This is a genomic window from Streptomyces sp. NPDC051740, assembly GCF_044453165.1.
Taxonomy (GTDB): domain Bacteria; phylum Actinomycetota; class Actinomycetes; order Streptomycetales; family Streptomycetaceae; genus Streptomyces; species Streptomyces atrovirens.
Genome location: NZ_JBITCL010000015.1, coordinates 125,141 through 146,345, shown reverse-complemented (window position 1 = coordinate 146,345; position 21,205 = coordinate 125,141). Strand labels below are relative to the sequence as shown.

Here is a 21,205-nt window from a genome sequence, read left to right as displayed (position 1 = left end):
GCATTGGGGGAAGGGGCCGTTCGCGTGTCCGGCTCCGGCTCCGGCTCCGGCCGGGGCCGTCAGTCGCGTCCTCCGGGGCCGGTGCCCGCACCCCGGATGAAGCCCTCAGGGGTGGAGAAGGTCGGGTCCGGCTCGGTGTCTCCCGTGCCGCCCGATCCGTTGCCGCCCCCGTTGCCGTTGCCACCGCTGATCAGGCCGCCGATGAAACCGCCGTCGCCGTTGTCACCGTTGTTGCCGTCGTCGTTGCCGTCGTTGTCGCCCTTGTCCTCGTCGCGGTCCTGGGCGTCCGGGATGTCGACGAGGTTGAAGGACGGGGACTCCTTGCCCGACAGGGCACCGGTCATGGCGTCCTTCCAGATGGGGCCCGGGACCGCGCCACCGAAGACGAGCGCGTGGTACTGGCCGCCGATCGTGATGTTCTTCATCTCGACCTCCTGGCTCGCGCTGCCCACCCACACGGCGCCCGACATGTTCGGCGTGTAGCCGACGAACCAGGCGTTCTTGCGCTCGTCCGTCGTACCCGTCTTACCGGCGTTGTCCCGGTCGCTGAGGCCGGCCGCCTGGCCCGTACCGGAGTCGACCACGCCCTGCAGCAGGCTGTTCACCGTGTCCGCGGTCTTCTCGCTCATCGCGCGCGAGCACGTCGACTTCGGGACCTCGAGCGACTTCTGCTCGTTGCCGATCTTCTGGGTGATCGACTCGATGGCGACCGGCGTGCAGTACATGCCCCGGGAGGCGAAGGCGGCGTACGCGCTCGCCATCGTGAGCGGCGAGAGGCCGGTGGAACCGAGGGTCATCGAGGAGGGGACCTCGGGGATCTTCTCCCCGTTGCCCTGGACCACGCCGAGCTTGTCGGTCATCGTCACCACGGGGCACATGCCGATGTCCTCGATCATCTGCACGAAGTAGGTGTTGACCGACTTGGCCATCGCGTCCTTGAGCGCGTACGGCCCCACCTCGGACTCGTTCTCGTTCTCCAGCTTGTAGCTCTTGTCGTTCACCCAGGGCTTCTTGCAGCCGCGCACGGTCGCCGGGTACGGCATCTCGAACGGGGCGGAGTAGCTCTGCGTCGGCGGCCTGCCCTCCTCCAGCGCCGCCGCCGCCACGAACGGCTTGAAGGTGGAACCCGTCGGGAAGCCGAAGTTGGAGCCGCCCATGGCGAGGTCGACCGAGTAGTTGATCACGGTCTCGTGCTGCTTGGCGTTGGTGCCGTACGGCTTCGACTGCCCCATCGCCACGATCTTGCCGGTGCCGGGTTCGACGAGGGTGGTCGCGGCGGCGACCTTGTCACTCGTGTTGACGTGGTCCTTCAGCGACTGCTGGACGGAACCCTGGGCCTGCGGGTCGAGCGTCGTACGGATGGTCAGGCCGCCCTGGTTCCAGACCCTGGCCCGGTCCTCCTTGGTCTTGCCGAAGACCGGGTCGTTGAGGAAGACGTTCCGCACGTAGTCGCAGAAGAACCCGGCGTCGTCGACCGCGGTGATGCAGCCGTTCTTCGGCCTGCTGACCTTCAGGCCCAGCGGGGCCTTCGCCGCCTCGGCGGCCTCCGCCTGCGAGACGGCGCCGACCTGGGCCATCCGCTGGATGACGACATTGCGCCGCTTCTTCGCCTCCGCCTCGTCGTTGACCGGGTCGTAGCGGCTCGGTGACTGGACGAGGCCGGCGAGGAGGGCGGCCTCCTGGAGGCTGAGGTCCTTGGCGTGCTTGGAGAAGTAGCGCTGGGAGGCGGCCTCGACGCCGTACGCCTGCTGGCCGAAGAAGGTGATGTTCAGGTAGTTCTCGAGGATCTTCTTCTTGCCCAGCTCCTCCTCGACCTGGATCGCGTACTTCAGTTCGGCGATCTTGCGGCCGATGGTCTGCTGGGTGGCCTGCGCGACCTTCGTCGGGTCGTCGCCCGCCTCCTCGACGAAGACGTTCTTCACGTACTGCTGCGTGAGCGTGGAGGCGCCCTCGGAGACCTCGCCGCTGCGCGCGTTCTTGTTGAGCGCGCGCAGGACGCCCTTGAGGTCGATCGCGCCGTGCTCGTAGAAGCGCGAGTCCTCGATCGCGACGATCGCCTTCTGCATGTACGGCGAGATGTCCTTGAGGCCGACCACCGTGCGGTCACGCGAGTAGACGGTGGCGATCTGGCCGCCGTCGGCGTCGAGGATGGTGGTGCGCTGGCTCAGCGGCGGCGTCTTGAGGTTGGCCGGGAGCTCGTCGAAGCTCTCCACCGATCCCTTGGCCGCCAGGCCCAGCGCGCCCACGGCGGGCAGCGCGATGCCGGCCATGACGGCCCCCGCGAGGACACTGACACCGAGGAACTTGGCGGCCTGCTGTGCGGGGGACAGACCACCGCCCGAGCGCTTCTTTGGCATGGGAGCAGCCTACGTTCTCATTCGCCGGACAAGCGTATATGCCTTGGCCTAAGCTGCTCTCAACTGTCACAGCAGTGAGGCCACGTATCAATACGTCCGGCGACCCCGAATCGTTCCGGATCTCCTCGATTTTTTTCGTACGAGTTTGCGTCGAGGGATGTTGAGCCCGTGTCCGGATCCGCCTCGTGTGTCATGCGGTGTCCGTTGTGACGCAACTGAACTGACCTGAAATGCCGGGTTCGTCACGCATGTCGTCCCCTCACTCCCCCGGGTGATCTGCCGCTTACCCATAGTCCGTTCGGACCATTCAAGATTGGGCCCGCTGGGGGTGTTGCGCTGTGCCCACCTTCCGTAACGTCCTCAACTGGCGGCGGTGAATATGCCGCTGCCGCCGTGGGGGAGCCTCGATTCGGGAGAGGACGGCGCCGGTATGGGCTGGGTTACCGACTGGAGTGCGCAGGCCGCCTGCCGCACTACCGATCCGGATGAACTGTTCGTTCAAGGAGCAGCGCAGAACAGGGCCAAGGCGGTGTGCACCGGATGTCCGGTACGTACCGAATGCCTGGCCGATGCGCTCGACAATCGCGTCGAGTTCGGCGTATGGGGAGGCATGACGGAGCGTGAGCGCCGCGCACTGCTGCGCCGGCGACCGACCGTGACCTCCTGGCGCAGGCTGCTGGAGACCGCGCGCTCGGAGTACGAGCGGGGGCCGGGTGTCGTACCGCTCGACGACGACGAGGTGTACGAGAACTACGCGGCGGTGAGCTGAGGGCCCCAGGGGGTTCTCGCGTTCCCCTGTTTCCTCTTTTCCCCGCGGTCCTGGCCTAGGGGGTTTCGGGCAGCTCCGGCCGGTCGGTCGCGAGCCGGTCGCCGATGTCCCGCAGTCCCGCGAGGTCGTGCACATCGCCGGGCAGCGCGGCCACCTCGGTCACCGCCACCTCGGGGTGGAGCGCGGTGAAGCGGTCGCGTGTGCGCTGCTCGCGCGAGAGCAGTCGCATCCGCTCGGCGTGCAGCCGCAGCAGACCCGCGGTGAGCCGGTCGACGGACCGGTCCGGGTCGGCGTCCGTTTCCGTGGCTTCCGGGCCGTCGGCGCCGGCCGTGTCTTCGGTGTGCGCGGGGGATCCGGTGGGAGAGGGGGATCCGGTGGGAGCTGAGGGTTCTGAACTGCCGTACGTTTCGGGAGAGTTACGAAGTCCAGCTTTCCCGTCCACCTGATCCACAATGCGGGAGTCCTCAAGATTTTCCGCGGCGGCCAGCGCCCGCTCGGCCGACAGCCGGTCCGCGCCGCTGCCGTGCACCCGGTTGAGCACCAGCCCGGCCAGCGGCATCTCCTCCGCCGCCAGCCGCTCCACGAAGTACGCGGCCTCGCGCAGCGCGTCCCGCTCCGGGGCCGCCACCACCAGGAAGGCCGTCCCGGGCGCCTGGAGCAGCTTGTACGTGGCGTCCGCGCGCGTACGGAAACCGCCGAACATCGAGTCCATCGCGGCCACGAACGTCTGTACGTCCTTCAGCAACTGGCCGCCGAGCACCTTGCCCAGCACGCCGGTCATCATCGACATCCCGACGTTCAGGAACTTCATCCCCGCGCGGCCGCCGACCTTCGCCGGGGCCAGCAGGACACGGATCAGCTTGCCGTCGAGGAAGGACCCGAGCCGCTTGGGGGCGTCCAGGAAGTCCAGGGCGGAACGGGAGGGCGGGGTGTCGACCACGATGAGGTCCCACTCGTCCCGGGACCGCAACTGGCCCAGCTTCTCCATCGCCATGTACTCCTGCGTGCCCGCGAAGCCCGCCGAGAGCGACTGGTAGAAGGGGTTGCCCAGGATCGCGGCGGCCCGCTCGGGGTCCGCGTGCCCCTCGACGATCTCGTCGAAGGTGCGCTTCATGTCGAGCATCATCGCGTGCAGTTCACCGCCCGCGGAGTCGTCGACGCCCTTCACCCGGCGCGGGGTGTTGTCGAGCGAGTCGATACCCATGGACTGGGCGAGGCGGCGGGCCGGGTCGATGGTGAGGACCACCACCTTCCGCCCCCGCTCGGCCGCGCGCAGGCCGAGCGCCGCCGCGGTGGTCGTCTTGCCGACCCCGCCCGAACCGCAGCACACCACGATCCGGGTGGCGGGGTCCTCGATCAGCGGGTCGACGTCGAGCGTGCGGGTGGGGGAGAGGCGGTGACGGGCCGGGTCCCGGTCCTGCGCCGGTTCCGGACGACTCATGACATCCCCTGCTTCCGGTGCTTCCGACTCGTGACGGGGTCGGTACGGCGGTGGCGGCGGCTGTGGTGGTGCGCGGTGGGGCCGGTACGACGGTGGAGGTGACGGTGGTGACAGAGGTGACGACCGGTGCGGGGCCGGGACGCACGGGCGCGGTGCCCGGTCATGACATGCCCTGTTCGCGCAGCTCCCTGGCCAGTTGGTACAGGCCGGCCAGGTCCATGCCCTCCGCGAGCAGCGGAAGCTCGTGCAACGGCACGTCGAGGTCCGCCAGCACGGCGCGCTGCTCGGTCTCCAGCGCGTACCGCTCGGCGTACTCCTCCGCCTGCGCGAGCAACGGGTCCACCAGCCGCTCGGCGTGTCCCCCGCGCCGCGCGCCACCGAGGCCGGCGGACGACAGCGCCCGCGCGATGGAGGAACGAGGGACCGCCGCCGCGAGTTCCAGGCCGTCCCCGTCCAGCACCTCCGGCCGGACCATGTTCACCACGACCCGCCCCACCGGAAGCCGCGCGGCGCGCAGTTCCGCGATGCCGTCGGCGGTCTCCTGGACCGGCATCTCCTCCAGCAGCGTCACCAGGTGCACGGCCGTCTCCGGCGATTTCAGCACCCGCATGACCGCCTGCGCCTGATTGTGTATCGGGCCGATCCTGGCGAGCCCGGCGACCTCGTCGTTGACGTTGAGGAAGCGGGTGATGCGGCCGGTCGGCGGGGCGTCCATCACGACGTAGTCGTAGACGAACCGCCCGTGCTTGTCCTTGCGGCGCACCGCCTCGCACGCCTTGCCGGTGAGCAGGACGTCCCGCACGCCGGGCGCGATGGTGGTGGCGAAGTCGATCGCGCCGAGCTTCTTGAGGGCCCGGCCGGCGCCGCCGAGCTTGTAGAACATCTGGAGGTAGTCCAGGAGGGCCAGTTCGGCGTCGATGGCGAGGGCGTACACCTCGCCGCCTCCCGGAGCGACGGCGATCTTCCGTTCCTCGTAGGGCAGCGCCTCCGTTTCGAAGATTTGCGCGATTCCCTGGCGGCCCTCGACCTCGACGAGGAGCGTCCGCTTCCCCTCCGTGGCCAGGGCCAGCGCGAGGGCCGCGGCCACCGTGGTCTTGCCGGTTCCGCCCTTGCCACTGACGACCTGGAGCCTGCTCACGCCTTCGAGCCTAAATGCTCGCCCCGCGCCCCGGCGGCTCCGGGTGGCGGTTCCCGGACGTCGCGCCCCGCGCGAGGGGGTGGGACGGGGGCCGCGTCCCACGCGGGCGGGGGCTAGAGTCGGCCGCATGACCAAGTGGGAATACGCGACTGTGCCGCTGCTCGTCCACGCAACGAAGCAGATTCTGGACACCTGGGGCGAGGACGGCTGGGAGCTCGTCCAGGTCGTGCCCGGGCCGAACAACCCCGAGCAGTTGGTGGCCTACCTGAAGCGCGAGAAGCAGGCATGAGTGCCGTCGAGGCGAAACTGGCCGAGCTGGGCCTGAGCCTGCCGGAGGTCGTCCCGCCGCTGGCCGCGTACCAGCCGGCCGTGCGGTCGGGGCGGTACGTCTTCACCGCCGGCCAGCTGCCCATGGTGGAGGGCAAGCTCCCGCTGACCGGGAAGGTCGGCGCGGAGGTCACCCCGGAGGAGGCGAAGGAGCTGGCGCGCACCTGCGCGCTGAACGCCCTCGCCGCGGTCAAGTCCGTCGCCGGGGACCTGGACCGGGTGGCGCGCGTGGTGAAGGTCGTCGGCTTCGTGGCCTCCGCCGCGGACTTCACCGGCCAGCCGGCCGTCCTCAACGGCGCGAGCGAGCTGCTCGGCGAGGTCCTCGGCGACAAGGGCGTCCACGCCCGCAGCGCGGTGGGCGTCGCGGTACTGCCCCTGGACGCTCCGGTGGAGGTCGAGATCCAGGTGGAACTCACGGAGGCGTAGCCCTCGACCGGCCGGGTGCGCCCTGCCGGTGGAATTCGTCTGACGGCAGGGTTCGTCCCGTCGGGGGCGCCTGCTGACAGGGTCCGCCCGTCGGCCGGCTTCGCCTGGCGGCAGGGCCCGCTGTTTCGGGGCGATGCGCCGGCGGGATGGGGTTCGGGCGGGCCGCCGCCGGCCTGTTCCGGTGATCCCCGCCGCGTTGCGAGAAGCCGGGGGTGCTCGTCCTGCCGGGCGTGCCGCCCCGGTTCCTGCCCCGCTTCCGTGTGTGCGAGAAGCCGGGGGTGCTCGTCCTGCCGGGCGTGCCGCCCTGGCCCCCGCCCTGCCGCCGTGCGTGCGAGAAGCCGGGATGACGGTCGGTCCCGCTGCCGGGCTGCGCCCCGGAACGCTGCCGTCGGACCCTTTCGCCGGCTTCCCCGGCCGGTTGCCGGGGTGGACAAACGGGTGGCTCCTACGTGTGCCCTGGGCTCCGGCGTGTCCGTACTGGTCGCTGGTGCGCACCGCGCGGGGGCTCAGCGCGCACCGCGCGGGAGGTTCCGGTGCTGCCGCCGCACCTCGGCGGTCGGCGCCGGACACCCTCCGCGCGGGACCGCCTCGTGTCCGTAGCGCCTCCGCGCGGTATCGGACGCCTTCCGCGCGGCATCGGATGCCCTCCGCGCGGGGCCCGCCCCGCGTCCGTAGCGCCTCCGCGTGGCGCCGGACACCCTCCGCGCGATGCCCGCCCCGTGTCCGTACGCCGCTCGGTGGCCCCGCCGTACTCCCTGGGCACTCGAACATCCGCCCGTCACGGGATAGCCTCCGGCCATGGTGAATGCGCAGGCCGGCGGGCAGTGGTACCCGCCCGAGTGGCCGGAGCGGATCCGTGCGCTGGCGGGCGGTGGCCTCACGCCGGTCGTGCCGAGGCGCGCGGCCACCGTCATGCTGCTCAAGGACACCGGTGACGGGCCCGCCGTGCACATGCTGCGACGGCGTACGTCCATGGCGTTCGCGGGCGGCGCGTACGCCTATCCCGGCGGCGGCGTCGACCCGCGGGACGACGACCGGCACGTCCGCTGGGCGGGCCCCACGCGCGCGTGGTGGGCGGACCGGCTCGGCGTCGACGAGACGGGGGCCCAGGCGATCGTCTGTGCGGCCGTGCGGGAGACGTACGAGGAGGCCGGCGTCCTGCTCGCCGGGCCCACCCCCGACTCCGTGGTCGGTGACACGACCGGCGACGACTGGGAGGCCGACCGTGCCGCGCTCGTCGCGCGGGAGACGTCCTTCGCGGAGTTCCTGGACCGCCGCGGGCTGGTCCTGCGCTCGGACCTGCTCGGCGCGTGGACGCGCTGGATCACCCCCGAGTTCGAGCCCCGCCGCTACGACACCTGGTTCTTCGTCGCCGCGCTCCCCGAGGGCCAGCGCACCCGCAACGCCTCCACGGAGGCCGACCGCACGGTGTGGATCACACCCCGCGCGGCGGCCGAGGGGTACGACCGGGGCGAGCTGCTGATGATGCCCCCGACCATCGCGACGCTGCGCCGGCTCACGGCGTACGGAACGGCCGCGGAGGTGCTCGACGCGGCGCCCGCGCGGGACCTCACGCCGGTGCTGGCCACCGCGCGCCTGGTGGAGGGCGAGATCGTGCTCTCCTGGCCGGGGCACGACGAGTTCACCAAGCACATCCCGACCGGTGGAGCCCCCGCATGACGGACGCGAGCACCCTTCCTGGCCGGCCGCGGGGCGGTGTCCTCTCCGGCCCCGCCACCGCGCGTGCCGTCAACGTGCTGGCCCCCAACCCCTCGGCGATGACCCTGGACGGCACCAACACCTGGATCCTGTCGGAACCGGACTCCGACCTCGCCGTCGTGGTCGACCCCGGCCCGCTGGACGACGGACACCTGCGACACGTCGTCGGGACCGCCGAGCAGGCCGGAAAGCGCGTCGCCCTCACCCTGCTGACGCACGGTCACCCCGACCACGCCGAGGGCGCCGCCCGTTTCGCCGAGCTGACCGGCACGAAGGTGCGGGCACTGGATCCGGCGCTGCGGCTCGGCGACGAGGGACTGGCCGCCGGGGACGTCATCACCGTCGGAGGCCTGGAGCTGAGGGTCGTACCGACCCCCGGTCACACGGCCGACTCCCTGTGCTTCCATCTCCCGGCCGACCGGGCGGTCCTCACGGGCGACACCGTCCTGGGGCGCGGTACGACCGTCGTGGCCCACCCCGACGGCCGTCTCGGCGACTACCTGGACACGCTGCGCCGGCTCAGGTCGCTCACGGTCGACGACGGCGTCCACACGGTGCTGCCCGGCCACGGGCCCGTCCTGGAGGACGCCCAGGGCGCCGTCGAGTTCTACCTCGCCCACCGCGCCCACCGCCTCGCCCAGGTCGAGACGGCCGTCGAGGACGGCCACGGCACCCCGTCCGAGGTCGTCGCCCACGTCTACGCCGACGTCGACCGCTCCCTGTGGCCGGCCGCGGAACTCTCCGTCCGCGCCCAACTGGAGTACCTGCGGGAACACGGCATCATCTAGCCCGCGGACACGGCGAGGCCCCGCCTCCCACGGGAAGCGGGGCCTCGATGCCGGGTCCGGGTGTCAGCGGGAGCGCTTCGCGAGGCGTTCGACGTCCAGGAGGATCACCGCGCGGGCCTCCAGGCGGAGCCAGCCGCGCTGGGCGAAGTCCGCCAGGGCCTTGTTGACCGTCTCGCGGGACGCGCCGACCAGCTGGGCCAGCTCCTCCTGCGTGAGGTCGTGCACGACGTGGATGCCCTCCTCGGACTGCACGCCGAAGCGCCGGGAGAGGTCCAGGAGGGCGCGCGCGACACGGCCCGGGACGTCCGAGAAGACCAGGTCCGACATCGCGTCGTTGGTCTTGCGCAGCCGGCGCGCGACGGCCCGCAGCAGCGCCGTGGCCACCTCGGGGCGGGCGCTCAGCCAGGGCGTCAGGTCGCCGTGGCCCAGGGCCAGCAGCTTGACCTCGGTGAGCGCCGTGGCGGTCGCGGTGCGCGGACCGGGGTCGAACAGCGACAGCTCACCGATCAGCTCGCCCGGACCGACCACGGCGAGCATGTTCTCGCGGCCGTCGGGGGACGTGCGGTGCAGCTTGACCTTGCCCTCGGTGACCACGTACAGGCGGTCGCCGGGGTCGCCCTCGTGGAACAGGGAGTCGCCCCGTGCGAGGGTCACCTCACTCATGGAGGCGCGAAGCTCGGCGGCCTGCTCGTCGTCGAGCGCCGCGAAGAGCGGATTCCGCCGCAGAACGTCGTCCACGAGTTCTCTCCTTGTCGACCTGCTCAGGGGAGCTTGTTCCCCCACGTACCAGGGGACCGTGGTTCCCATTTTGCCGGACGGTCCAAACAGTGTGATCTGTCACAAGGATGCCGTACGGGCCGGTCGGGGTAAGCGGCAGGGGTCCGATTGGACGCCGATCTTCGGGGTCCGGGGCGGATGTCGGTGCCGGGCCGTAGGCTGGCCGGGTGTCCAATTCGCCGGTGAGAGCACAGGCCTGGGGAGCTGTGGGAGTGGGTGTACGTCGCGATTCCGCTGTGGGCGAACGGAGCTCCGATGGCGGTAGGGAAACGGCGAAAACGACAAAGAGGCCGCCGTTGAAGAAGAAACCGACGACCCGTGCGAGCGGGGCGGCCGAGGCGACCGAGGAGACGGACGCTCCGGTGGAGAAGACGGCGGCGAAGAAGGCGACCGGGGTGAAGAAGACGACCGGGGCGAAGAAGACGACCGGGGTGAAGAAGACGACCGGGGCGAAGAAGACGGCCGCCGCCAAGAAGGCGACCGCCGCCGAGAAGCCGCTCGTCGTCCCCGAGAAGGCGACCGCCTCCGTGAAGGCCGCCCCGGCGAAGACCGTCGCCAGGCCGGCCGGGGAGGAGTCGCGCACCGCGCTGGTCCGCCGCGCGCGCCGGATCAACCGCGAGCTCGCCGAGGTGTTCCCGTACGCCCACCCGGAGCTGGACTTCGAGAACCCCTTCCAACTCGTCGTCGCCACCGTGCTGTCGGCCCAGACCACCGACCTGCGCGTCAACCAGACGACCCCCGCCCTCTTCGCGAAGTACCCCACCCCCGAGGACCTGGCCGCAGCCAACCCCGAGGAGGTGGAGGAGATCCTGCGCCCCACCGGCTTCTTCCGGGCCAAGACCAAGTCGGTCATAGGCCTGTCGAAGGTGCTCGCGGAGGACTTCGGCGGCGAGGTGCCCGGCCGGCTCGAGGACCTCGTCAAACTGCCCGGCGTCGGCCGCAAGACCGCCTTCGTGGTGCTCGGCAACGCGTTCGGCCGCCCGGGGATCACCGTGGACACCCACTTCCAGCGGCTGGTGCGCCGCTGGAAGTGGACCGGTGAGACCGACCCCGACAAGATCGAGGCGGCCGTCGGCGCGCTCTTCCCCAAGAGCGACTGGACCGACCTGTCCCACCACGTCATCTGGCACGGCCGCCGCATCTGCCACGCCCGCAAGCCCGCCTGCGGCGCCTGTCCCATCGCGCCGCTCTGCCCGGCGTACGGCGAGGGCGAGACGGACCCGGAGAAGGCGAAGAAACTGCTCAAGTACGAGAAGGGCGGCCTCCCGGGCCAGCGGCTGAATCCCCCGCAGGCCTACCTGGACGCAGGCGGCAGGCCCGCGCCGCCGCTGGGGGCCGGATGACGGGGCCGCACACGTGGTGGCGGGCGGAACGATCTCGGGGCCGCCGGGCGTTGGACCCGAGGGACGCGGCCGGACGACGGGGGTGGCGATGACGCGGACGAGCGGTACCCAGGGCGGCCCGGTGACGCTCAGCAGGGAAGGGCTGCCCTCCTGGCTGGACCCGGTGGTCCACGCGGCGGAGACGGTCGGACCGACACAGCTGAGCCGCTTCCTGCCCCCGGAGAACGGCACGGGGCGCCAGTCCGCCGTCCTCATCCTCTTCGGCGACGGTGACGGCGAGCGCGGCCCGGAGCTGCTGCTCATGGAGCGCGCCAGCTCACTGCGCTCGCACGCCGGACAGCCGTCCTTCCCCGGTGGCGCCCTCGACCCCGAGGACGGCGACCCGCACGGCGACGGCCCGCTGCGGGCCGCCCTGCGCGAGGCCGAGGAGGAGACCGGGCTCGACCCGTCCGGCGTCCAGCTCTTCGGCGTACTGCCGAAGCTCTACATCCCGGTCAGCGGCTTCGTCGTCACACCCGTGCTCGGCTGGTGGCGCGTACCCAGTCCGGTGGGGGTCGTCGACCCGAACGAGACCGCGCGGGTGTTCACCGTCCCGGTGGCGGATCTCACCCACCCGGACAACCGTGCGACCACGGTCCACCCCAGCGGTTACCAGGGTCCGGCGTTCCTGGTCGAATCGGCCCTCGTATGGGGCTTCACCGCCGGGGTCATCGACCGGTTGCTGCACTTCGCGGGGTGGGAGCGGCCCTGGGACCGGGACAGGCGGGTCCCGCTGGACTGGCGGTCATGACAGGGTGGGCGCCGTGCTGGGTCGGACGAGGCGAGGCTTGAAGCGGTGAACGTGCTGGACATCCTGTTGCTCCTCGCCGCCGTGTGGTTCGCGGTTGTCGGCTACCGCCAGGGCTTCGTCGTCGGCATCCTGTCGGTGATCGGCTTCCTGGGCGGCGGTCTCGCCGCCGTCTACACGCTGCCCGTCATCTGGGACGCCCTCACGGACGACTCCGAGGTCGGTACGACGGCCGCCGTCGTCGCGGTCGTCGTCGTCATAGTCTGCGCCTCCGTCGGCCAGGCCCTGACCACCCACCTCGGCAACAAACTGCGCCGCTACATCACCTGGTCCCCGGCCCGCGCGCTGGACGCGACGGGCGGCGCACTTGTCAACGTCGTCGCGATGCTCCTGGTCGCCTGGCTGATCGGCTCGGCCCTCGCCGGTACGACGCTGCCGACGCTCGGCAAGGAGGTCCGCGGCTCCAAGGTGCTGCTCGGGGTCTCCCGGGCGCTGCCCGGCGAGGCCGACACCTGGTTCGCCGACTTCTCCTCCGTCCTCGCGCAGAACGGCTTCCCGCAGGTCTTCAGCCCTTTCGCCAGCGAGCCGATCACGGACGTACAGCCCCCGGACCCGGCCCTGGCGAGCAGTCCCGTCGCCCTGCGCGCGCAGCGCTCCATCGTCAAGGTGATGGGCACCGCCGTGAGCTGCGGCAAGGTCCTGGAGGGCACCGGTTTCGTCTTCGCCGAGCGCCGTGTCATGACCAACGCGCATGTCGTGGGCGGCGTCGACGAGCCGACCGTGCAGATAGGCGGCGAGGGCAAGAAGTACGACGCGACGGTCGTCCTCTACGACTGGAAGCGCGACATCGCCGTCCTCGACGTACCCGATCTGAAGGCGCCCGCGCTGCGGTTCACCACCGAGGACGCGAGCAGCGGCGACGGCGCGATCGTCGCCGGCTTCCCGGAGAACGGGGCGTACGACGTCCGTGCCGCGCGTCTGCGTGGACGCATCACGGCCAACGGCCCCGACATCTACCACCGCGGCACGGTCCGTCGTGACGTGTACTCCCTGTACGCGACGGTCCGTCAGGGCAACTCGGGCGGCCCGCTGCTCACCCCGGAGGGGGAGGTCTACGGCGTGGTCTTCGCGAAGTCGCTCGACGACGCCGAGACGGGTTACGCGCTCACCGTGGACGAGATCCAGGAGGACATCGCCGCGGGCCGTACCGCGAACCAGCAGGTGGACAGCGACAGTTGCGCGCTGTGAGGTGAGGTCGGAGGTCAGCCGCGGGGGTGGCGCAGGCGGACGGAGACCCAACGCGCCCTGCGGCGGAGGATGCGCGGGATTCCCACCCTGAGGTCCGTACCTGCCATCTGTGGTGCACCGCCTCGCTGGTGGGAACCCATACCGCCCGCCGTGCGGCGGTCGCGGCTTGCGTCACTGTAGTCGTGCGTCCAGCCCATACCCCGACGTCTGCCCCCGCCCCAAGGTCGATAACCGCCTCGCGCGCCCTCAATTGGCCTATGCGCCAGGCAATTGGCCGATCGTCAGACAAGTGCTCGATTCGGTCATCGATCGGGTTCGGGATCCTTCAGCCAATTGATCAGTTCGGTGGAGAAAGCGACCGGATCCTCCTCGTGCGGGAAGTGCCCCAGCCCGTCGAACAGCCTCCAGCGGTAAGGCGCTTCGACGTACTCCCCGGACCCCGCGGCACTGCGCGTGCGCACCACCGGATCCAGCGAGCCGTGGAGATGCAGCGTCGGCACCCGCACCGGGCGCTTCATCCTGCGGTTGAACTGGATGCCGTCCGGGCGGGCCAGGGAGCGCACCATCCAGCGGTACGGCTCGATCGAGCAGTGCGCCGTGGACGGGATGCACATCGCCCGCCGGTAGTTCTCCAGCGCCTCCTCGTCCGGCAGATGCGGCCCGGACCAGTCCCGGATGAGCTCGGCCACCAGCGCCCCGTCGTCCGCGGTGAGCCGGCGCTCCGGGATCCAGGGCCGCTGGAATCCCCAGATGTGGGACAGGGCGGCGGACTGCCTGGCGTCGGAGACCAGCGCCGAGCGCCAGCGCCGCGGATGCGGCATGGAGGCGACCGCGAGCCGCCGTACGAGCTTGGGGCGCATCGCCGCGGCCGTCCACGCCAGATAGCCGCCCAGGTCGTGCCCGACCAGCGCGGCGTCCGGCTCGCCGAGGGAGCGGATCACCCCGGTGATGTCCAGCGCGAGGTTGGCCGGGTCGTAGCCGCGCGGTGTGCGGTCGCTGCCGCCGACGCCCCGCAGGTCCATGGCGACGGCCCGGAAACCGGCGTCGGCGAGCGCCGTCAGCTGGTGCCGCCAGGTCCACCAGAACTGCGGGAAGCCGTGCAGCAGCAGCACCAGGGGGCCGTCGCCCAGCTCCGCGATGTGGAAGCGGGCGCCGTTGGCGGCGACGTCCCGGTGCGTCAGTCCGGTGCTGCCCGGGATGTCGAGGCGTACGGCCGAAGCGGGTTGCGCCGGAGGGGTGGCGGGATCCGTCATGAAGATGAGCGTGCCACAGCCTCGATGGCCTGGGGGGCCCGGTCCTCGGGCAGTTCGGGGCGCGGGTGCGGCTTGGCCTTCTGCAGCACGCCCGCCGTCTCCTTCATGGAGGCGGCGACCTTCTGCGGGCCCCGGCCCTTCTTCGCCTTCTTCGCGAAGACGACGCCGATCAGGCCGAGGAGGCCGGCCACGATGCAGTTCGCCAGGAAGGACAGCAGGAAGCAGACCGCGAGGTTCCAGTCGCTCCAGGTGCGGATGCCGTAGGCGAGGGCGAAGCTCAGCATCGGCAGGGAGAACAGGAGCACCAGGCCGGCCAGCGTGAACAGGCCGCCGCTGGTCGCGCCTTTCTTGACGTCCTGCTTGAGCTGCGCCTTCGCCAGCGCGATCTCGTCGTGCACCAGCGCCGACATGTCGGCCGTCGCCGAGGCGAACAGCTGGCCGATGCTGCGTTCGGCGCCGACCGGGCTGCCGTCGGGTGCGCTCATCGCGGTCTCCCTCTCCTGCGTACGCTCTGTGTCCGCGCGTACGGTTCAGTCTTTTGTACCGTCTCGTCAGATCATGCCGGACCGTTGTGCTCCTCGCCTGCCCCGCCCGTCACTTCGGCAAGCGCGTCCCGCTCGGCGGCCTTCTCCCGGGCGAGCCGTCGGTGCTCGGCGGCCTTCCGCTCGTGGATCTCCGCCATGCGCAGGTGGTACGCCGGGTCGTCCTGCTCGTAGACGTCAGGTATGCCGCTGAGGTCCTCGTCGCGCTCCTCTTCCTCGGTCAGCCTGCGGTACTTGGCGTTCCGTATCTTCAGCAGCACGGTCGCGACGGCGGTGGCGATCAGCGAGCCGGCCAGGACGGCCGCCTTGACGCTGTCGGTCATCGTCGCGTCGTCCTCGAAGGCGAGTTCCCCGATGAGCAGCGAGACGGTGAAACCGATCCCGGCGAGGGTCGCCACCGCGAACACGTCCGCCCAGGCGAGGTCGTCACTGAGCGACGCCCTGGTGAAGCGTGCCGTCAGCCACGTACCGCCGAAGATGCCGAGCGTCTTGCCGACGACGAGTCCGAGCACCACGCCGAGCGTCTCGGGCTGGGTGAACACGTCCGCGAGGGCGCCGCCGGAGATCGCCACGCCCGCGCTGAACAGGGCGAACAGCGGCACCGCGAGACCCGCCGAGAGCGGCCGGACGAGGTGCTCGATGTGCTCGCCGGGGGAGTGCTCCTCGTCCTCGTGGCGGTGGCAGCGCAGCATCAGGCCCATGGCGACACCGGCGATGGTGGCGTGGATGCCGCTGTTGTACATCAGCGCCCACACGACCAGCGCGAGCGGCACGTACACGTACCAGCCGCGTACGCCCTTGCGCAGCAGCAGCCAGAAGACGGCCAGGCCCGCGACGGCGCCGCCGAGCGCCGCGAAGTTCAGGTCGTCGGTGAAGAAGACCGCGATGATCAGGATGGCGAACAGGTCGTCGACGACGGCGAGGGTGAGCAGGAAGGCGCGCAGCGCGCTGGGCAGGGAGGTGCCGATGACGGCGAGCACGGCGAGCGCGAAGGCGATGTCGGTGGCGGTGGGCACGGCCCAGCCGGCCAGGGAGCCGCCGCCCACGCCGCTGGTGAGCGTGTAGACCAGCGCCGGTACGGCCATGCCGCACAGGGCGGCGACGACGGGGAGCGCGGCGGCCTTGGGGTCGCGCAGATCACCGGCGACGAGTTCGCGTTTGAGTTCGATCCCCGCGACGAAGAAGAAGACCGCGAGCAGTCCGTCGGCGGCCCAGTGCGCGACGGACAGGTTCAGCCCGAGGGCCTCGGGGCCGAAGTGGAAGTGGCTGACGCTCTCGTAGCTGTCGTGCAGGTCGGGTATGTTCGCCCAGATCAGCGCGGCGACGGCGGCGAGGAGGAGCAGGACGCCGCCGACCGTCTCGGTGCGCAGCGCGTCCGCGACGTACGACCGCTCGGGCAGGGAGAGACGGCCGAAGGCCTTGCGGGGGCTGGGGGTGCGGGGCGCGGTCACGGGGGTGGTCCTCTGGTCGACGGGCAGCACGAATCGTGTGCCGACCAGACTTCCCGGCGCCCCATGAGACAGCTTTTTGCTTAGTTTAGCTAACGTGCTCCTGAGGCGCACCAGGAGCACATGGCGGCACCCGGCGCAGGGGGTGCAGGGGGTGCGCCGGGTGCCGCCGTCCTGCCCGCTCAGTCCTCGCTGGGCGCCGCCGGGAGCTTGGCCTGGATGAGGTCCATGACCGCGCTGTCGGTCAGCGTGGTGACGTCGCCGAGCTGGCGGTTCTCCGCGACGTCCCGCAGCAGGCGGCGCATGATCTTGCCGGAGCGGGTCTTCGGCAGCTCGGCCACCGGCAGGACCCGCTGGGGCTTGGCGATCGGGCCGAGCGTGGCGCCCACGTGGTTGCGCAGCTCACCGACGAGGTCCTCGGTCTCCGCCGCCGTACCGCGCAGGATCACGAAGGCGACGATCGCCTGGCCGGTCGTCTCGTCCGCGGCGCCGACCACGGCCGCCTCGGCGACCGACGGGTGCGAGACGAGCGCGGACTCGACCTCGGTGGTGGAGATGTTGTGCCCGGACACCAGCATGACGTCGTCGACCCGGCCGAGCAGCCAGATGTCGCCGTCGTCGTCCTTCTTGGCGCCGTCGCCGGCGAAGTACTTGCCCTCGAAGCGCGACCAGTAGGTGTCGATGAACCGCTGGTCGTCGCCCCAGATGGTGCGCAGCATCGACGGCCACGGCTCGGTGAGGACCAGGTAGCCACCGCCGCCGTCGGGCACCTCGTTCGCCTCGTCGTCGACGACGGTCGCGGCGATGCCGGGCAGCGGGGTCTGGGCGGAGCCCGGCTTGGCGTCGGTCACGCCCGGCAGCGGCGAGATCATGATGCCGCCGGTCTCGGTCTGCCACCAGGTGTCCACCACCGGGGTGCGGTTGGCGCCGATGTTCTTGCGGTACCAGATCCACGCCTCGGGGTTGATCGGCTCGCCCACCGAGCCCAGCACGCGCAGGCTGCCGAGGTCGAACTTGGCGGGGATGTCGTCGCCCCACTTCATGAACGTGCGGATCGCGGTGGGCGCCGTGTAGAGGATCGTCACGCCGTACTTCTGCACGATCTCCCAGAAGCGGCCCTGGTGCGGGGTGTCCGGCGTGCCCTCGTACATCACCTGGGTGGCGCCGTTGGCGAGCGGGCCGTAGACGATGTAGGAGTGCCCGGTGACCCAGCCGACGTCGGCCGTGCACCAGTACACGTCGGTCTCAGGCTTGAGGTCGAAGACCGACCAGTGCGTGTACGCCGTCTGGGTCAGATAGCCGCCGGAGGTGTGCAGGATGCCCTTCGGCTTACCCGTCGTCCCCGAGGTGTAGAGGATGAACAACGGGTGCTCGGCCCCGAACGCCTGAGGGGTGTGCTCGGGGCTCTGCCGCTCCACCAGGTCGTGCCACCACACGTCGCGGCCCTCGGTGAAGGCGACGTCCTGGCCGGTGCGGCGGACGACGAGGACGTGCTCGACGGTGCCGGCCTTGGCGACCGCCTCGTCCACGGCCGGCTTGAGCGCGGAGGGCTTGCCGCGCCGGTAACCGCCGTCGGCCGTGATGACGACGCGCGCGTCGGCGTCCTGGATACGGGTGGCGAGCGCGTCCGCCGAGAAGCCGCCGAAGACGACGGAGTGCGCGGCGCCGATGCGGGCGCAGGCCAGCATCGCGACCGCGGTCTCCGGGATCATCGGCATGTAGACGGCGACCCGGTCGCCGGCCTGGACGCCCAGCTCCAGCAGGGCGTTGGCGGCCTTGGAGACCTCGTCCTTGAGCTGGGCGTAGGTGAGGGCGCGGCTGTCGCCCGGCTCGCCCTCGAAGTGGATGGCGACCCGGTCGCCGTGCCCGGCCTCCACGTGCCGGTCCACGCAGTTGTAGGCGACGTTGAGCTCGCCGTCCTTGAACCACTTGGCGAACGGCGGGTTCGACCAGTCCAGGGTCTCGGTGGGCTCGGTGGTCCAGGTCAGCCGGCGGGCCTGCTCGGCCCAGAAGCCGAGCCTGTCAGCCTTGGCCTGTTCATACGCCTCCGCGGTGACGTTGGCGTTCGCGGCCAGGTCGGCGGGGGGCGTGAAGCGACGCTCCTCCTTCAGCAGGTTGGAGAGGGAAGAACTCTCGTTCATCGTCCCATCTCCTCGCCGAGAAGGTTGGCCAGGCTTTCATTGCTCACGGCATCTGCCTTTCCCAGGGTGTCCGTTGTGTCCCAGGCCACAGCTCATCAGACCCAAGGGTGCGCTGACAAGGGCCGACGGAAAATTGGTTTAGACCTGTCGGGTGGAGTGGCGCGGTGTGCGACACCTCTTCCCACGGGCCCCGGCGTAAGCCGGTTCAAGGTGTGTAACGCCTCTCACACCCGGACGGGTCGCCTCACCTCGCCAGGTCCGCGGACCGGACCCGGTCGAACACCTTCTCCTCGTCCCGTTCGGTGAGGAGATACGCCTGGGCCTCACCCACGTGGAAGTACATGCCGTGCAGCTCCAGGGCCCCGTCCTTCATGGCTCGGGCCACCGATTCATGGGCGCGCAGATGCTCCAGCTGCTGCACCACGTTCGTCAGGCAGAGCTGCTCGACCGCGTCGGTGGGGGTCCGCCCGGCCAGCCGTGACGGGGGCAGGCTGCCGTCGCCCATGCGCTGCAGGCTCGGCCGGCCGTGCCGCAGCCAGCGTCTCAACGGTGTGCGGGTGCCGTCCGGCTCGGTGTCGAGCAGTGCCTGCATCGCACCGCACCCCGAGTGCCCGCACACCGTGATCGACCGGACCGCCAGTACCTCCACGGCGTATTCGATGGCGGCCGACACCGAGTCGTCGCCGCTCTCCGCGCCGGGCGGCGGCACGAGGTTGCCGACATTGCGCACCACGAACAGGTCTCCCGGACCACTGGCCGTGATCATCGAGGTGACCACCCGGGAGTCGGCGCAGGTCAGGAACAGCTGTCCGGGCCGCTGTCCCTCGCGCGCCAGCCGGGCCAGCTCACCGCGCACCAGGGGAGCGGTGTTGCGCTGGAACGCGCTGATGCCGCGCCGCAGTTCGTGGCCGCCGGTTCCGGCCGGCTCCGGTTCACTCTCATGGGCTCCCTCCGTTCCGTCCGCTCCCTCCGTGCCGTCGGTTCCGCCCGGCCGTGGGTCGCCGCCCGGCAGGGGGCGTGGGCGTTCGCACTGGTGGTTGCGCCAAGCCGTCCAGGGCCGGCAGCGGCAGTCGGCGTCGGACACGTCGGCCTCATCGCTTCCGTCGGGCGGGTGCCCGGAGGTGAGGGCGGCGGGCTCGGCGATCCGGACCCCGGCGCGGCGGCCGGTGATCTCGACGGTGCCTCCCCGCGCGGTGTACGTGCTCTGCCAGTCCTGCAGCGTCTCGTACGCCGCGTGGTCCATGAAGGAGCCGTCCAACGCCACGACCACGTCGGCCCCCTGGGGGACGAGGTGCAGGGCCCGGCTGAGCCGTGGCACCGCGAGGAACGTCAACTGACCTCGTACGTGTACGTGATGGACTCCTTCCTCCTCCTCATGCGTGATCCGGGTGCGGGTGAGCCGGTGCAGGGCCACGCCGACGGCGACGGCGATGCCCAGTGCCACGCCCTCCAGGACGCCGAGGGACACGACGCCGAGGGTGGTCACGGCGTAGACCGGGACTTCGCGGTGGCGGGTCACCGTGCGGATGTGGTGCAGGGACACCATCTGGATGCCGACGGCCATCACCAGGGCGGCGAGCGAGGCGAGCGGGATGAGCTCCAGGAGCGGGACCATCAGCAGCGCGGCGATCACTACGAGAACGCCGTGCAGCATCGTGGAGTTCCGGCTCACGGCACCCGCTTTGACATTCGCGGAACTGCGGACCGCCACTCCGGCCACCGGGAGCCCGCCGAGCGAGCCGGAGACGATGTTGGCCGCGCCCTGACCGAGCAGTTCACGGTCCAGGTCGGAGCGTCCGACCTGGCCGGTACCGGGGCGGCCGGACACCAGCTTGTCCACAGCCACGGCGCCGAGCAGCGACTGCACGCTGCACACCAGCGTCGTGGTGAGCACGGCGGCGGCGAGGCCGAGCACGGGTCCCTCGGGCAGTCCGGCCAGGGCGTGGTTGCGCCAGGACGGCAGGTCCACCTTGGGCAGGACGAGGCCGGCCGCGGCGGCGGCCGCGGTGGCTCCGGCGACGGCGACGAGTGCTGCCGGAACCGCGCGGAGAACGCGTCCGGCGCGGCCCGGGATCCGGGGCCAGAGCAGCAGCAGGGCCAGTGTCAGCAGGCTCACCGACAGGGCCGCGGGGTGCAGGTTCGCCAACTGGGCCGGGAGGGCGAGGAGGTTGTCGGGGACGGAGCTCTGCGGGGTGCCGCCGAGGACGATGTGCAGCTGGGCGACGGCGATGGTGACGCCGATGCCGGCGAGCATGCCGTGCACGATCGCGGGGCTCACGGCGAGCGCGCCGCGTGCCACGCGCAGGCAGCCGAGACCGAGCTGGGAGATACCGGCGAGGACGGTGATGGCGCAGGTCGTCCGCCAGCCGTAGTGCTGGATGAGGTCGGCGGTGACGACGGTGAGTCCGGCGGCGGGACCGCTCACCTGGAGCGGGGAGCCGCCGATCCGCCCGACGACGATTCCGCCCACGGCGGCGGCGACCAGGCCGGCCTGGAGCGGCGCGCCGGTGGCGAGGGCGATGCCGAGGGACAGCGGGAGGGCGATCAGGAAGACCGCGATCGAGGCCGACAGGTCGGCTCCCGCGATACGCCGGCGCGGGGGGTCGGTCGGTGGCGGGCTGTGGGGCGGGTGGGCGCGCTCGGTCCGATCCGAGTCGGCGGCACGGGCGGGAACGCAGGCTGACATGGCTTTCCTTCTCTC

18 protein-coding genes are annotated in these 21,205 nt (G+C 71.2%); 8 read left to right on the top strand and 10 right to left on the bottom strand.

The features are described 5' to 3' along the window. Positions 1-59: 59 nt before the first annotated feature. A complete protein-coding gene (locus tag ACIA6T_RS24595; RefSeq protein ID WP_399448618.1) occupies positions 60-2,357 on the bottom strand; it encodes a transglycosylase domain-containing protein in 2,298 nt (765 codons plus the stop codon). A 430-nt stretch (positions 2,358-2,787) separates the two neighbouring features. Here ACIA6T_RS24595 and wblA point away from each other — a divergent pair, with 430 nt between their 5' ends. After that, the gene (gene wblA / locus ACIA6T_RS24590) at positions 2,788-3,126 is read left to right on the top strand and encodes a transcriptional regulator WblA (RefSeq protein WP_398367723.1); all 339 of its coding nucleotides are present in this window, start codon (positions 2,788-2,790) and stop codon (positions 3,124-3,126) included. Between the two features lie 55 nt (positions 3,127-3,181). On the opposite strand, the gene ACIA6T_RS24585 is transcribed toward wblA, so the two are convergent. Both ACIA6T_RS24585 and ACIA6T_RS24580 read right to left on the bottom strand, forming a co-directional pair. Beyond that, positions 3,182-4,567, bottom strand: coding sequence for an ArsA family ATPase (locus tag ACIA6T_RS24585; protein ID WP_399448617.1), 1,386 nt, complete (start codon positions 4,565-4,567; stop codon positions 3,182-3,184). A 160-nt stretch (positions 4,568-4,727) separates the two neighbouring features. Continuing rightward, on the bottom strand, positions 4,728-5,705 hold the full coding sequence (locus tag ACIA6T_RS24580; protein ID WP_399448616.1) for an ArsA family ATPase: 978 nt from the start codon (positions 5,703-5,705) through the stop codon (positions 4,728-4,730). Positions 5,706-5,832: 127 nt separating this feature from the next. Between ACIA6T_RS24580 and ACIA6T_RS24575 the strand changes: the two genes are divergently transcribed. The 4 genes from ACIA6T_RS24575 (at position 5,833) to ACIA6T_RS24560 (ending at position 8,965) form a co-directional block, all read left to right on the top strand. Continuing rightward, complete coding sequence (locus tag ACIA6T_RS24575) at positions 5,833-5,994, top strand: DUF4177 domain-containing protein (RefSeq protein WP_003975360.1); 162 nt, start codon at positions 5,833-5,835, stop codon at positions 5,992-5,994. After that, a complete protein-coding gene (locus ACIA6T_RS24570; protein WP_073936669.1) occupies positions 5,991-6,458 on the top strand; it encodes a RidA family protein in 468 nt (155 codons plus the stop codon). Before ACIA6T_RS24575 ends, ACIA6T_RS24570 begins: the two co-directional genes overlap by 4 nt. A 798-nt stretch (positions 6,459-7,256) precedes the next feature. Continuing rightward, a complete protein-coding gene (locus tag ACIA6T_RS24565; protein WP_399448615.1) occupies positions 7,257-8,138 on the top strand; it encodes an NUDIX hydrolase in 882 nt (293 codons plus the stop codon). After that, positions 8,135-8,965: an MBL fold metallo-hydrolase gene (locus ACIA6T_RS24560; RefSeq protein ID WP_399448614.1), complete on the top strand. Its 831-nt coding sequence runs from the start codon at positions 8,135-8,137 to the stop codon at positions 8,963-8,965. Before ACIA6T_RS24565 ends, ACIA6T_RS24560 begins: the two co-directional genes overlap by 4 nt. A 63-nt stretch (positions 8,966-9,028) precedes the next feature. Here the strand turns inward: ACIA6T_RS24560 and ACIA6T_RS24555 are convergent, their stop codons facing one another. Beyond that, positions 9,029-9,703 (bottom strand): Crp/Fnr family transcriptional regulator, encoded by a 675-nt coding sequence (locus ACIA6T_RS24555; RefSeq protein WP_004928297.1) that lies wholly within the window; start codon positions 9,701-9,703, stop codon positions 9,029-9,031. 401 nt (positions 9,704-10,104) lie between these two features. Between ACIA6T_RS24555 and nth the strand changes: the two genes are divergently transcribed. The 3 genes from nth to ACIA6T_RS24540 all read left to right on the top strand — a co-directional run bounded on the left by nth (position 10,105) and on the right by ACIA6T_RS24540 (position 13,120). Next, on the top strand, positions 10,105-11,085 hold the full coding sequence (nth, locus tag ACIA6T_RS24550; RefSeq protein WP_399448640.1) for an endonuclease III: 981 nt from the start codon (positions 10,105-10,107) through the stop codon (positions 11,083-11,085). A gap of 88 nt (positions 11,086-11,173) precedes the next feature. Continuing rightward, positions 11,174-11,875, top strand: coding sequence for an NUDIX hydrolase (locus tag ACIA6T_RS24545; protein WP_399448613.1), 702 nt, complete (start codon positions 11,174-11,176; stop codon positions 11,873-11,875). 45 nt (positions 11,876-11,920) lie between these two features. Continuing rightward, positions 11,921-13,120: a MarP family serine protease gene (locus ACIA6T_RS24540; protein WP_399448612.1), complete on the top strand. Its 1,200-nt coding sequence runs from the start codon at positions 11,921-11,923 to the stop codon at positions 13,118-13,120. 14 nt (positions 13,121-13,134) lie between these two features. Here ACIA6T_RS24540 and ACIA6T_RS24535 read toward each other — a convergent pair whose 3' ends face one another. From ACIA6T_RS24535 to ACIA6T_RS24510, 6 genes are all read right to left on the bottom strand, one after another. After that, the gene (locus ACIA6T_RS24535) at positions 13,135-13,317 is read right to left on the bottom strand and encodes a hypothetical protein (RefSeq protein WP_073936676.1); all 183 of its coding nucleotides are present in this window, start codon (positions 13,315-13,317) and stop codon (positions 13,135-13,137) included. A gap of 105 nt (positions 13,318-13,422) precedes the next feature. Continuing rightward, positions 13,423-14,373, bottom strand: a complete 951-nt coding sequence (locus ACIA6T_RS24530; RefSeq protein ID WP_399448610.1) for an alpha/beta fold hydrolase — start codon at positions 14,371-14,373, stop codon at positions 13,423-13,425. After that, positions 14,370-14,858, bottom strand: coding sequence for a phage holin family protein (locus ACIA6T_RS24525; protein WP_399448609.1), 489 nt, complete (start codon positions 14,856-14,858; stop codon positions 14,370-14,372). Before ACIA6T_RS24525 ends, ACIA6T_RS24530 begins: the two co-directional genes overlap by 4 nt. A 71-nt stretch (positions 14,859-14,929) precedes the next feature. After that, positions 14,930-16,366 carry a Na+/H+ antiporter NhaA gene (nhaA, locus tag ACIA6T_RS24520; protein WP_399448607.1) on the bottom strand — a complete coding sequence of 479 codons (1,437 nt, stop codon included), beginning with the start codon at positions 16,364-16,366 and terminating at the stop codon, positions 14,930-14,932. Between the two features lie 179 nt (positions 16,367-16,545). Beyond that, entirely contained in the window at positions 16,546-18,504 is a 1,959-nt protein-coding gene (gene acs, locus ACIA6T_RS24515; RefSeq protein WP_399448606.1) for an acetate--CoA ligase, read from the bottom strand. Positions 18,505-18,748: 244 nt separating this feature from the next. Next, positions 18,749-21,190: a SulP family inorganic anion transporter gene (locus ACIA6T_RS24510; protein ID WP_399448605.1), complete on the bottom strand. Its 2,442-nt coding sequence runs from the start codon at positions 21,188-21,190 to the stop codon at positions 18,749-18,751. Positions 21,191-21,205 lie beyond the last annotated feature (15 nt).